This window comes from Clostridium sp. UBA4548 (assembly GCF_002387895.1).
GTDB lineage: Bacteria > Bacillota > Clostridia > Clostridiales > Clostridiaceae > Clostridium_J.
The window spans coordinates 79,562-92,195 of record NZ_DGLI01000023.1 but is presented as its reverse complement, the minus strand read 5'-3'; the positions used below and the strand labels follow the sequence as shown (position 1 = coordinate 92,195).

Below are 12,634 nucleotides of genomic sequence, written 5' to 3'. Positions count from 1 at the left end.
AAATGTTTGATAGGGAAGGAAGAAATATAGATTATATTAGAGTATCTATCACAGAAAAATGTAATTTAAGGTGTATTTATTGTATGCCTCAAAGTATATGTAACGAAAAGGAAGATATTTACCTTCACTCCGAAGATATAAATAAAATATTAAAAGCAGCATCTATACTTGGAATTGAAAAGGTAAGATTTACAGGTGGCGAACCATTAGTTGTAGATAATATAGAAAAGATTATCTACAATACCTCAAAGATAGTTAATATTAAGGATATTTCAATAACAACAAATGGCGTTCTTTTAGGTGATATGGTCACATCCTTAAAACAGTGTGGGTTAAACAGGGTTAATTTAAGTTTGGACACACTAAAAAAAGATAAGTTTAAAGTAATAACTAAATATGGTGAATTATCCAAAGTAGAAGATGCAATAAATAAGTGTTTATCTCTTAATTTAGAATTAAAATTAAATACTGTTTTAATTAGAGGTATAAATGATGATGAAATTACAGATTTAATTAATCTTACTAAGGAATTACCCCTTACTATAAGATTTATAGAATTGATGCCTATTGGGGAGGGTGAGAAATTTTACAAAAATGGTTTGATAACCTCTGAAGAAATTTTAAATAACCATTCCGAGCTTTTTCCTACTGATACATTAGATAAAGGAATCGCAAAACTTTTTAAATTGCCAAATGCAAAAGGTAAGGTTGGGTTTATTAGTCCCATAAGTTGCAAATTCTGCAATAACTGCAATAAAGTTAGACTTACGAGTAAGGGCACAATTAAACCTTGCCTTCACTCTGAGAAGGAATTAGACTTAACTCCACACTTAGATAATGACTTAGCTCTTGTTTCCGCACTTAGAGCGAGTATATACCATAAACCTAAAGAACACAATTTATTAGAACAGCCTGAAAGTACCAGTAAAAAGTTAATGTATCAAATTGGGGGGTAGATTCTATGGAACTAACACATATAAATATACAGGGAAGAGCCAAAATGGTTAATGTAGAAGAAAAGGATATAACCATCCGAACGGCAATTGGCTATTCTGAAGTTGTAATGAATAAATCTACTTTAGATCGTATAAGTCATGGCTTAATAGCTAAAGGTGATGTACTTTCAGTTGCTCAAGTTGCTGGAATTATAGCTTGTAAAAACACATCTTCTATTATACCTATGTGTCATCCACTTATGATTACAGGATGTGATATAAACTATAAACTTGATTTTGAAAATTCTAAGGTTTGTATAACCTCCACTGTGAGCACAGAAGGGAAAACAGGTGTTGAAATGGAAGCTTTAACTGCAGTAAGTGTTGCAGCATTAACTATTTATGATATGTGTAAGGCTATTGATAAAGAAATATCTATAAACAATACATTTCTTCTGAAAAAAACCGGTGGAAAATCAGGAATTTATGAGAGGAGTTAAAGTATGGGAGTAGTATTATCAATTAACATTAGCAAAAGTAAGGGTACAATAAAAACTCCAATTAATGAGGGGATGTTTATAGAAAATCTTGGTCTAGTTAATGATGCGCATAGTGGACCTTGGCATAGACAAGTTTCTCTTCTAGGTATAGAGAGCATAAACAAGATGGAGCACCTAGGTATTGACTGCACTACTTATGGGTTGTTTGCAGAGAACATAACAACGGAAGGAGTAATTCTTTATAAACTTCCAGTAGGAACTAAACTTGAAATTGGAGAAACTATATTAGAGGTGACACAAATCGGAAAGGAGTGTCATAAGGGGTGTCAAATTAAAAATCTTGTAGGCAATTGTATCATGCCTCATGAAGGCATTTTTGCAAGGGTTATACAAGAGGGTTCAATTAAAATAGGAGACACTATAAAAATCCTTTAATTTTTCACAATATTATTTAGTGAAATTTCGATGGTTTAAAGTTAATTTATTTTTATACAAATACAAAAACTAAGATATAAGGCTATGGAAGTTTTTTTATTTAAAAACAATCATAGTCTTTATTTTTATCATTTTAATGCAAATCCTAAACTTTATATTAACAATAATTATTTTCCTAATATTTACTAGTAGTTAATATTTTAATTTGTTATAATAATAGTATAACTATTTAATAAACTTAATGATAATGATGCATATACTTTATTATTATATAAATTAAAATTGTGGGGTGATAAATATGGGATTAAACTGGATATGGTTTGGACTAGTACTATTCGTTTTACTAGTAGACTTTTTAACAAGCAATTTTACTTATTCTTGGCTGGCATTAGGTTTTATACCCGCATTCTTTTTAGGATTTTTTGTAGGCTTTGAAATTCAAGTAGTAGTTGCATTAGTAATCGGAGTACTTTCATTAGTTTACGGGCTTAAGGTTTCTAAAAAATATATTAGAACCAATATAAGCCAAGAAAAACTCCTAATGGGAAAATATGAGGGAAAAGAATTTATAGCTCAGGAACAAATAGAAAAAGAAACCAGAATTAAAATTAATGAAGTATTTTGGGCTGTGAAAAACATAGGAGAAAAGATTAACAAAGGAGATACTTTTAAAGTATTAGAAGTTAAAGATAATAAATTAATTGTAAGAAAGGGAGATGAATAATATGGCACCATTTATTGGTTTGTTAGTAGTATTAGCTCTTGTACTGATACTAATCATTGCATCAGTGAAAGTAGTAAATACAGGTTACGTATATGTTTTAGAAAGGTTTGGTCAATTTTACAAGGTTTTAGAACCTGGTTGGCACTTAACAATTCCGTTTGCTGACTTTGTTAGAAAAAGAGTGTCAATGAAGCAACAAATATTAGATATTCCACCTCAAAATGTTATTACAAAAGATAACGTTAAAATTTCAGTGGATAATGTAATATTTTATCAAGTATTAAGTGCGAAAGATGCAGTATATAATATTGAAAACTATGTTTCTGGTATTATGTATTCTACAGTTACTAATATGAGAAATATTTTAGGAGATATGAGCTTAGACGAAGTTTTAGCTGGAAGAGATAGAATAAATTCAAAGCTTTTAGAGATTGTAGATAATGTTACTGATGCTTATGGCATAAAAATATTATCTGTAGAGATTAAAAATATAGTGCCACCTGCTGAAATCCAAGATGCTATGGAAAAGCAAATGAAAGCAGAAAGAAGTAAAAGAGCTGCAATCCTTAATGCTGAAGGAGAAAGACAAAGTTCTATTGAAAGAGCAGAAGGGGAAAAACAGTCAAAAATTCTTCAGGCTGAAGCAGAAAAGGAAGCTAATATTAGACGTGCTGAAGGACTTAGAGAATCTCAACTTCTTGAAGCAGAAGGTAAAGCTAAAGCAATTGATATAATTGCTCAAGCTGAGGCTCTTGCTATAGATAAAGTTAATAGAGCTATAATTGAGTCAGGCACAAATGAAGCAGTAATTGCCTTAAAGCAAGTTGAAGCCTTAAAAGAATTATCTAAAAATCCAGCAAACAAGTTAATACTTCCTGTAGATACTTTATCTTCTTTAGGTAGTATTTCAGCTATTGCTGAAACTTTAAAAATGAATAAATAAAAAATAGGAGCCAGATTAAACCTGGCTCCTATTTTTTACTTTTAATCAGTTGTAACACCTATATTATCAATAAGAAACTATAAAATTATTTTCCTTGCATTTCAGCCAAATCTTTATAACTTATATATCCATCAGTACTTTCACAATTCTTAATAGCATTTATTATAGCTTGCTCCATTGCCCTTGTAGCTAAAAAACCGACAACATTTACATCGCCCTGGACTTTATTTGTTGCCATAGTAAATATGGTATCACCATCAAACATAGTATGAGCTGGTCTTATTGTTCTACCAAACCCATTATGGGCCATGGAGGCTACCTTATTTGCCTCACCTTTAGTCAGTTTTGCATTTGTAGCAATTATACCAATAGTAGTGTTTCCACTAAATCTATTTATTTTTTTATCATATTCTTTTAGCATTAATTCCTCAGTATTTAAAAACTTAGATTTTTCCTCATTTAATGCCCCAGCTATGATTATATTATTTTCTGGATCAACAATATCACCTAATGCGTTTACTGCTACAATTGCACCCACTTGTAAATCACCAACCTGAAAGGCTGCTGATCCTAATCCGCCCTTCATTGCGTTATTAGTACCTAGAATTTTCCCAACTGTTGCACCTAATCCTGCACCTACATTGCCTTGCAAATCTAATGTTGTAGTTTCTGAATTAATACAAGCTCTATACCCCATTGTTTTATCAGGTCTGATTTTATGATTTCCAATAGCTAAATCGAAAATTACTGCTCCACATACAATAGGTACCTTTGTAACTCCAACATCAAAACCTATACCTTTTCCTTCAAGATAATCCATAACACCGCCAGCAGCATCAAGTCCAAAAGCACTTCCACCTGATAAAATTACTCCATGGATATACTGTACCATCTCCATGGGATTCAATAAGTCTGTTTCTCTAGTACCTGGTGCACCACCTCTTACTGCTACACCTCCTGAGGCTCCTTCCTCACATAACACGACAGTACATCCTGTGACACCATCAATATCCTCAGCATGACCAATTTTAATCCCTGAAATATCTACAAATTGAATATCTATCATTAAACTCACCTCAAAACAAAATTATTTATAACATATAATATAAAACTCCTAGTTAAGACAATAAAATTTTCTTAACTAGGAGAGAGATTATTTATTTAAGTATTTTTCTTAAGGCACCTACTACAGGGATTGTAATTAGTGCTGAGATAGCTGCTTCAGCAACACCGTTAGTTCCTGCTGTTGTTAGAAATGTTATTCCTACTGCGGTCTTAGATATGCCCATAACCTCTGTTAACTTATTTCCATAAAGTAAATAGGATATTCCCAAAACCCCAATAGTATTAATAAAAGAACCCATTATAGATGCAATTCCTATTCTTATATTTGTTGCTTTAATTTTCACTAACCTATAGACATAATAGCTCCCTACACCAATTAATATTCTTGGTAGAATAGCAATTATTGGATTCATGAATAAAAAAGCAGTAAGAGTTGGATTAGAAAAAGCTCTAATCATACTAAAAATACCAAAAATTAAACCTACCAATGCACCGACTACTGGTCCTTCTAAAATCGCACCAATAATAACAGGAATGTGCATTATTGTTGCACTCATAAAAGGAAGCTGGATAAATCCTAGTGGAGTCATCCCTAAAATCATGGAAATAGCTGACAGCATGCCTACAATAGCAAGCTGTTTAGTGCTCAGTTTAGCACTACGAGTTGTTGATACATTACTTTGCATAATAAAATCCTCCCATTCTTATTCCCCAAGGGATATAATTCGGGTCTAATTTAATTATTAGACGAGTTCAGTTCCAAAAGGATACCGACAATGTTATTTTATCACTTTACATAAAAAAATCAATAGAACACATATTCCATTTTATTCTACTAGAAAAATATTAAAGGTTACTTTCATATATTTTCCCATATATGAAGTTAAAGTAAACTTTTTATGATATAATTGATTTTAATAAGTTATTTAACAATCATATTACTAAAAAATTATTTTTAGCGAGGTTATTATGAAAAATTTACCTATTGATATGGAGTTATTATCAGAATTAATTTCTGAGGATACTAGGGGAGAGGGAGAATGTTATCTCGATACTAACTCTGGAGAGGTTAGTTATATACCACTTAACGTGTTAGAGGCTCTTGAAGATAACTCAAAGTTAATCAGTCTTGAAGATTGGGAAAAAGACTTGATTAACGAGGCAATAAACATACTTAGCCCTAATAAACAACAATACTTACATATTCCAATTGTAGAAGAAGATTTTACTATATCTGTAATGAAGGAGTATACTTTTTCATTAGCAGACAATATGTTAAGAGACAAACTTCTTAATTCCCTAAAAGATGCAAATTATAGCCATAAATTTAATTCTATCCTTCTAAGAGAGGGCGATATTGATAACTTCTACGACTTTAAAGATTACAGATATTATGAATATCTCCAAAGATGGCTTTTAAAAAATGGAATTAAAAATATAGAGTAATAAAAGAACTCTCCCTATAATAAAAGGTCCTTTTAAAAGGGTACACTTTAATATTATAGGAAGAGTTTTTTATTTCTATTGTTTATCTATTGCAATTTCCTTTTGCTCTAGAAAGGGACTTTGGTTCTCGATAAAAATTTTATGCCAAATTAGGAATACAAGAATTGTCCATATCTTTCTACTTAAATCGAAAGGACCTTTTCTATGATCTTCTAAAAGTTTAAGTGCAGTTGCTTTATTTATAAATTCATCTGCATTACTTTCTTTTATTATGTTTTCTGCCCAACTATAAAGTTCGTCTTTTAACCATAGACGAATAGGCACAGGATATCCCAGTTTTTTTCTATCGATAGCAGTTAAATCCAGTTCTGATTTAAAGGATTCCCTTAAAAGATACTTTGTGACATGACCATTTATTTTTTCTTCAGAAGTTAATTTAGAAGCAACTCTGAATACTTCCTTATCAAGGAATGGTACTCTTAATTCTAAAGAGTGTGCCATTGTCATTCTATCAGCCTTAACTAAAATATCTCCAGTAAGCCAAGTATTAAAGTCTACATATTGCATTTGAGTTATTGGATCATAGCTTGAAGCTTTATCGTAAATGTCCTTAACTGCTCTTGGAATAGTAAAATCAGAGCTGAAATTCTTTAAGACAGATTGTTTTTCATTATCTAAGAAGATTTTCGCATTTCCTACGTATCTTTCTTTCATAGGAGTACAACCTCTTTCAATAAAGCTTTTACCTCTAGTTCCTTCTGGAATTAAAGATGCTCCCGATTTTAAAATCTTCTTAACCATTGAAGGCATATAGTTAAACATTTTTAGGGAATTAGGTTCATGATATATTGTATATCCTCCAAAAACTTCATCAGAGCCTTCACCAGATAATATTACTGTAACATGCTTAGCTGCTTCTTGAGCAATAAAGTAAAGTGGTATAGCTGCAGGGTCTGCAACAGGCTCATCCATATGCCATATTATTTTAGGTAACTCGTTAGCAAACTCCTCATGAGTTATTATTCTGCTAATATTTTCTACCCCTAACTTATCAGCAGTTTCTTTAGCTAAATCTATTTCTGTGTAACCTGGTCTATCAAATCCTATGGTAAAAGTTTTAATATTAGGATCATACTTCTTAGCAAGAGCTGTAACTACAGTTGAATCGATACCACCTGAAAGAAAAGCAGCTACTGGTACTTCAGATTGCATGTGCAATCTAACAGAGTCATCAAGAACTTTCCTTATTTCCTCCATTCTTTCATCTTTTGCTCCTGGTGTAGGATTAAATTTTATTGAATAGTAACAATTAATATCATGCTTCTTTCCATATTCTTTTCTAATGGTATGACCTGGCTTTAATATTTTTATATCCTTTAACATTGTCTTTGGTTCAGGAACAAATTGGAATGTTAAATAATTATGTAGAGCCTCATTATCTATCTCTCTATAGGTAGTATCTTCATTTGAATGGAAACTTTTTAATTCTGATGCTACATATAATCCGCTTTCATTTTCTACATAATAAAAAGGCTTAATCCCAAAAGGATCTCTAGCTCCAAAAAATACTTTATTTAATTTATCCCAGATTATAAAAGAAAACATTCCTCTAAGCTTCTCAACGAACTTTTCACCGAAGTGCTTATATAGTTTTGCTAAAACTTCAACTTCTGAATTTGTAGAAAATTCATAGCCCTCTTTTATTAGTTCCTCTCTTAAATAAATGTAGTTATAGATTTCTCCATTAAATACTATTTCTAATTCATTGTTGTAAGAGTATGGTTGTTGTCCATTTGCTAAGTCCAAGATACTTAATCTTCTAAATCCAAGATAAATCTTGTCGTCCATATACTCACCATCTTGGTTAGGTCCTCTATGAACAATAGTTTTTCTCATTTGTCTTAAAGACTCTTTACTTTTTTCCTCTATAGTTGAGTTACTAAAAAAAGTTACAAATCCACACATAGTCTTTCCTCCTTAGTGGCATTGGTTAATCCAAATACACATAAAAAATTTTATAACAATATAAGGATAATCGTCAATATTAATAAGCCACTATTTGTATTTTTGTCCTTTAATTTTAAAATATTCTACCACACAGTATAACATATTTCATCATAAAAAGTTATGATTCTAATTATATTTTAAATATAAAAATAAATTTGGAATACTTGCTGTCAAAATACCATATAAATTAGATAAAAAGAAAAAAAAATTAATAAAGGGAATTTATGGAAAATATAGAATAATATCATGGTGCTAAATTCCAATTATTTACATAATTACTGAGAGGAGAATGGTTATGAATACAGGGTTAGGAAAACACATTTCTTTTTATTATTACGGCGAGGATCATATGGTAATAAATTTATATAAATTTATTAAAGATTCAATTATTAATAACAATTTCGTATTTTTATATATAGAAGATGATGTTTATCAGTTAGTCTTAGATAGTCTAACTGATACAGAAAAATATATGGTAGGAAAGATAGATTTGGAAAAAATAATAATGAACAATAATAAAAATACTAATGAATTTATTTGTAAGTGCTTAAACAACTATAAATCTCAAAAGCTAGAGCAAGGGTTCATTAATACAAAATTCATCTTTGATGCGAAAAAAATAATACATGGGACTTCAATAAATTTATTCAAAGCCTTTGCAAACTATTGTTTTGATGCTGTTGAAAGGGAGAGAATAGATATTTTAACGCTATATGATTTTGGCGAGTATATGTTAAAAGGCAAATATATAAATGATGAGGTTATTAAGGTTTCTTATTTAGAACATACACATAGAATGTTTGCTAATGATATTTTACCAATAAAAGAATTTGAAAATCAACGTTGCTTAGCTTAATACTTGTAATCCTAATAAATTATTGTTAAGTCAGTTAAATTTTGATAATATAGGTAATAATATTAGTATAGCAAAAGGAGTGATAAGCTTGAATAACAAAAAAATACTTAAATTACCTATATTGGTTTGTGTTTTACTGAGTTTCTTATTAGTTGCATGTTCTTCCCCTGCGAAAGAACATAATTCAACTACCAATGAGAAACCTTCTGAAAATCAACCTTCTACGGTGGGGGCTTCTTCACCTACAGAAAAGGGTCCTAATGATATAAATCCTGTAGCTACCATTGAAATGGAAAGTGGAAAAATTATAAAAGTTGAACTATTCCCTGAGATAGCCCCTAACACAGTTAGAAACTTTATTTCTTTATCTAACAAAGGTTTTTATAATGGATTAACTTTCCATAGAATTATACCTGGTTTCATGATACAGGGAGGCGATCCAAAAGGAAATGGTACAGGTGGTCCCGATTATAACATTTTTGGAGAGTTTTCTAGCAACGGATTTAATAATCCCTTAAAGCACACAAGAGGAGTTATATCCATGGCTCGCTCAGGTAATAATAATAACTCAGCAGGCTCTCAGTTTTTCATAATGCATGAAGATTATCCTAGTTTAGATGATAAATATGCAGCTTTTGGCAATGTAATTGAAGGCTTGGATACTGTAGATGAAATAGCTAATGTTAAAACTGGTGCTAATGACAAGCCTATAGAACCAGTTAAGATTAAATCAATCACTGTTGAAACCTTTGGTGTTAGTTATAAGGATGTGGAGAAATATGACAAGTAATCACGGATTACTTCCTCTTTTTGAATAGATTAATAACTATGACTTATAAGAAAACCTTAGCTTTTCTGTAAGTCATTTTTTTAATAAAAGGCATTCAATATAATAAAAGTTATATTGAATGCTTTTTATCTCGGAAAATATTGATAAAAACCTCAAATTATGATACTATATTTGTATACCTATTGTATACACTCGTTTATATTTATATTTTATCATTGTTTACAATATGTATACCTAACTATTAACTTGTAACCATTTATATTTAGCATAGATTAATATATAATACAAATAAATTAATCATATAAGGAGCAGAGATAATGGATTCAATATTTAGTGTAAGAATTAGCGAAGAATTAAAAGAAAAGTTTATGGATATAGCACAGAAACAAGGTATAAATAACAAGGAGCTCATGGAACAAATTATAAAATCTTATGAATTAGAGAATGTGAAAAATGATGCAGTTGAATTAAAAAGCCATATTGAAGAGCTACAAAGCATAAGTAGTAGAATTGTAGATATTTACATCAGTATGATTGAAGGTAATAAAATAAAAACCTTAGAGCTGACCAACACTTTAAAGGTAAAAATTGCTGAAGAACAAGAAAAAACAAATAAGATTTCTTCACAAAATGAAAACTTACAATTAAAACTCAAGGAAGCCTCAAAAGTTAATGATGAATTAAAAATAGACCTTAAAGAGTATTCAACTAAAATAGCTTCCCTAGAAGTCAATTTGAAGGAGTTTAAAGATTTAAATCAAATGTTAAGAGAAAAGAATCATGACTTAACTAATGAGTTGAACTTATTTAAGGAGTATGAAGAAAAAAACTCTGTTTTACATAAGGAGTTAAAAACCCTTCTTAAGGAGAATGATGAATTAAGTAAGAGTAATGATAAACTTACAAGTGAAAATAATCATTTAAATAAAGAGCTTACTTTTATAAAAGAAAGTTATGAGATTAAAATGAAGAATTTAGAAGAAAACTATAAGACCACCTTGATTCAAAAAGAGGAAGTAACAAAAATAAATCACTCAACAGAGATTTTACATATGAATCAAAGTTTTAATGACAAAATTTTAGCACTTCAAAATCAGTATGAAGAAAGAGTTTTACGTTTAGTAAAGGAAAAAGATGAAGAGATGCAAAGAATGAAAAGCATTTTACTTAAGGAACAATAAACACTATATCACTAAGCTACTAAAGTTATTTCAATATTATTCATTAACAATAGTGTAACTCCAGGTTTTAAATATTTTATAATTAGTAATTAAAGTTATAAATAGGGCAATAATACTATTGGATGTGTAATGTTTACGGTGAAAGGGGAAGAATAATGCTAAAACTTATTAAAAATGGTACTTTATATAACCCAGATTATAAAGGAAAATGTGATATATTAGTTTGTGGAGATAAAATAGGATATATAGAAAAGGAAATTGACTATTCTGGTTTTAATTTTGAAATTGAAGTTATTGATGCAAAAAATAAATTAGTATTTCCAGGATTTATTGATTCACATGTTCATATTCTAGGTGGCGGGGGAGAAGGAAGTTTCAAAACCAGAACTCCTGAGATAACGCTGACCACTGCAACAACTTGTGGCGTTACAACTATAGTTGGCTGTTTAGGAACTGATAGCGTGACTCGAGATATGAAATCTCTTATTGCAAAAGCAAAAGCTTTAAAAGAAGAAGGATTATCCTGTTACCTTTATACAGGCTCCTATGAAATTCCCGTAAAAACTTTAATGAGCATTAGAGAAGATATTATTTTGATTGACGAAATTGTTGGAGTGGGAGAAGTAGCTATTTCTGATCACCGTTCTTCAGCACCTACAGTTACTGAGGTAGCTAAAATAGCTGCTGATGCACGGGTAGCAGGAATGCTCTCTGGAAAAGCTGGTATAGTTAATGTTCATATTGGTGATGGTAAAGAACAACTTCATATATTAACTGAAGTATCAGAAACCACAGAAATTCCTATTACTCAATTTGTCCCCACCCATATAAATAGAAATAAATCTTTGTTTGAAGAGGGGATTAGATACGCTAAAAAAGGTGGTTTAGTTGACTTCACCACTAGTACTACCTCACAATTTTTAGAAGAGGGAGAAGTTAAATGTAGTAAAGGATTAAAAATAATGCTTGAAAACGGTGTTAATGAAGATAATATTACATTTACCTCTGACGGACAGGGAAGCTTACCAGCCTTTGATAGCAATGGAAAATTTTCCAAACTTCAAATAGGCACCTCACAATCTCTTTATAAGGAGGTTATAGATGCTATTAAACTAGAAAATATCCCTATTCAAACTGCCCTAAAAGTTATAACTTCAAATCCTGCTGATAATCTAAAACTTAGCAATAAGGGCAAAGTAGAAGAGGGAAGAGATGCGGATATTGTAATTGTAGATAAAGAAACCTTAGAAGTTGAAACAGTATTAGCTAAAGGTAAAATAATGGTTCGTAATAAGGAAGTTGTAGTAAAAGGCACCTTTGAAAAATAATTAAACTAGCAGGGATTCCTCCTTGCTAGTTTAATTTTGGTAGTTATTTTTTCTTTAGACAGTATAAAAATCTTATTAGATTTACTCCAGCTAGTCCAACTAGTATATATACCATTCTTGTTAATAAAGGCATAAAATTAAATAGGAAATGAACTAAATTAAAATTGAATACTCCAATTAGCCCCCAGTTTATTGCCCCAATAATCACTAAGAGAAAAGATAATTTGTCTAATAAACTAACTTTGTACATATATGTTTCACCCCTTAAATAAAATAAAAAATAAATATATTTGGTCTAATATATATATATGAATTAGGTGATTATAATAGTACATAAACAGCAGTTAGGAATTTCTGTTTTTTTACTTTTAACGAATATAAGTCATGTATTTATAATAAAAGTATGTTATAATAGTGAATGATT

The 12,634-nt window shown here is 30.3% G+C and carries 14 protein-coding genes; 10 read left to right on the top strand and 4 right to left on the bottom strand.

Annotated features, from left to right (window positions below; translation table 11 throughout):
- The first annotated feature begins 2 nt into the window (after positions 1-2).
- From moaA to B3040_RS08560, 5 genes are all read left to right on the top strand, one after another.
- On the top strand, positions 3-956 hold the full coding sequence (moaA, locus tag B3040_RS08580; protein WP_291572215.1) for a GTP 3',8-cyclase MoaA: 954 nt from the start codon (positions 3-5) through the stop codon (positions 954-956).
- A gap of 5 nt (positions 957-961) precedes the next feature.
- A complete protein-coding gene (gene moaC, locus B3040_RS08575) occupies positions 962-1,435 on the top strand; it encodes a cyclic pyranopterin monophosphate synthase MoaC (protein WP_291572213.1) in 474 nt (157 codons plus the stop codon).
- Positions 1,436-1,438: 3 nt separating this feature from the next.
- Positions 1,439-1,870 carry an MOSC domain-containing protein gene (locus tag B3040_RS08570; RefSeq protein ID WP_291572211.1) on the top strand — a complete coding sequence of 144 codons (432 nt, stop codon included), beginning with the start codon at positions 1,439-1,441 and terminating at the stop codon, positions 1,868-1,870.
- Between the two features lie 298 nt (positions 1,871-2,168).
- The gene (locus B3040_RS08565; RefSeq protein WP_291572209.1) at positions 2,169-2,594 is read left to right on the top strand and encodes an NfeD family protein; all 426 of its coding nucleotides are present in this window, start codon (positions 2,169-2,171) and stop codon (positions 2,592-2,594) included.
- 1 nt (position 2,595) lies between these two features.
- Positions 2,596-3,537: an SPFH domain-containing protein gene (locus B3040_RS08560; RefSeq protein WP_017416098.1), complete on the top strand. Its 942-nt coding sequence runs from the start codon at positions 2,596-2,598 to the stop codon at positions 3,535-3,537.
- Positions 3,538-3,622: 85 nt separating this feature from the next.
- On the opposite strand, the gene B3040_RS08555 is transcribed toward B3040_RS08560, so the two are convergent.
- Entirely contained in the window at positions 3,623-4,603 is a 981-nt protein-coding gene (locus tag B3040_RS08555; RefSeq protein WP_291572206.1) for a P1 family peptidase, read from the bottom strand.
- Positions 4,604-4,694: 91 nt separating this feature from the next.
- Positions 4,695-5,288, bottom strand: a complete 594-nt coding sequence (locus tag B3040_RS08550) for an ECF transporter S component (RefSeq protein ID WP_291572204.1) — start codon at positions 5,286-5,288, stop codon at positions 4,695-4,697.
- 304 nt (positions 5,289-5,592) lie between these two features.
- Here B3040_RS08550 and B3040_RS08545 point away from each other — a divergent pair, with 304 nt between their 5' ends.
- Complete coding sequence (locus tag B3040_RS08545) at positions 5,593-6,048, top strand: hypothetical protein (RefSeq protein WP_291572202.1); 456 nt, start codon at positions 5,593-5,595, stop codon at positions 6,046-6,048.
- Between the two features lie 75 nt (positions 6,049-6,123).
- Here B3040_RS08545 and asnB read toward each other — a convergent pair whose 3' ends face one another.
- Positions 6,124-8,013: an asparagine synthase (glutamine-hydrolyzing) gene (gene asnB / locus B3040_RS08540; protein WP_291572199.1), complete on the bottom strand. Its 1,890-nt coding sequence runs from the start codon at positions 8,011-8,013 to the stop codon at positions 6,124-6,126.
- Positions 8,014-8,350: 337 nt separating this feature from the next.
- On the opposite strand from asnB, the gene B3040_RS08535 reads away from it, so the two are divergent.
- The 4 genes from B3040_RS08535 (at position 8,351) to iadA (ending at position 12,210) form a co-directional block, all read left to right on the top strand.
- Positions 8,351-8,911 (top strand): MEDS domain-containing protein, encoded by a 561-nt coding sequence (locus B3040_RS08535; protein WP_291572197.1) that lies wholly within the window; start codon positions 8,351-8,353, stop codon positions 8,909-8,911.
- An 88-nt stretch (positions 8,912-8,999) separates the two neighbouring features.
- Positions 9,000-9,701: a peptidylprolyl isomerase gene (locus B3040_RS08530; RefSeq protein ID WP_291572195.1), complete on the top strand. Its 702-nt coding sequence runs from the start codon at positions 9,000-9,002 to the stop codon at positions 9,699-9,701.
- Between the two features lie 317 nt (positions 9,702-10,018).
- Positions 10,019-10,882 (top strand): hypothetical protein, encoded by an 864-nt coding sequence (locus tag B3040_RS08525; protein WP_291572193.1) that lies wholly within the window; start codon positions 10,019-10,021, stop codon positions 10,880-10,882.
- 155 nt (positions 10,883-11,037) lie between these two features.
- The gene (iadA, locus tag B3040_RS08520) at positions 11,038-12,210 is read left to right on the top strand and encodes a beta-aspartyl-peptidase (protein ID WP_291572191.1); all 1,173 of its coding nucleotides are present in this window, start codon (positions 11,038-11,040) and stop codon (positions 12,208-12,210) included.
- A gap of 43 nt (positions 12,211-12,253) precedes the next feature.
- Here iadA and B3040_RS08515 read toward each other — a convergent pair whose 3' ends face one another.
- Entirely contained in the window at positions 12,254-12,460 is a 207-nt protein-coding gene (locus B3040_RS08515) for a DUF378 domain-containing protein (protein ID WP_291572188.1), read from the bottom strand.
- Between the last annotated feature and the right edge of the window lie 174 nt (positions 12,461-12,634).